The following is a 526-nucleotide window of genomic DNA, read 5'->3' on the forward strand; positions in this document are numbered from 1 at the left end:
GCAGCGCATCCTCGACCACGATGGCGCGCCGGGCGAGGAGGGCGGCATCGAGGCGTGGCTGCGCCTGGCCGAATCCGTCGGGCTGGACCGCGAGCAGGTGCTGTCCCAGGAGCTGGTGCTGCCCGGCGTGCGCTTCGCGGTGGACGCCTACGTCAACTTCGCCCGCCGCGCCAGTTGGCAGGAAGCGGCCAGCAGCTCGCTGACCGAGCTGTTCGCCCCGCAGATCCACCAGTCGCGCCTGGACAGCTGGCCGCAGCACTACCCGTGGATCGACGCCAGCGGCTACGACTACTTCCGCAAGCGCCTGTCCCAGGCGCGCCGCGATGTCGAGCACGGCCTGCGCATCACCCTGGAGCACTACCGCACCCGCGAGGCCCAGGAGCGCATGCTGGAAATCCTGCAATTCAAGCTCGACGTGCTCTGGAGCATGCTCGACGCGATGAGCATGGCCTATGAACTGAAGCGCCCGCCGTACCACACGGTGACGAGCGAGCGCGTGTGGCACAGGGGGTTGCTGTGATGAGTC

1 protein-coding gene is annotated in these 526 nt (G+C 68.6%); it reads left to right on the forward strand.

The annotated features are described in order from the left end of the window. Positions 1 to 520 (forward strand): pyrroloquinoline-quinone synthase PqqC (gene pqqC, locus ACNFIA_RS31955; RefSeq protein ID WP_416790996.1); only part of this gene is annotated, 520 nt, incomplete at its 5' end. Between the last annotated feature and the right edge of the window lie 6 nt (positions 521 to 526).

Origin of the sequence: Pseudomonas sp. NY15437 (genome assembly GCF_048068435.1) — a bacterium.
GTDB lineage: Bacteria > Pseudomonadota > Gammaproteobacteria > Pseudomonadales > Pseudomonadaceae > Pseudomonas > Pseudomonas nitroreducens_B.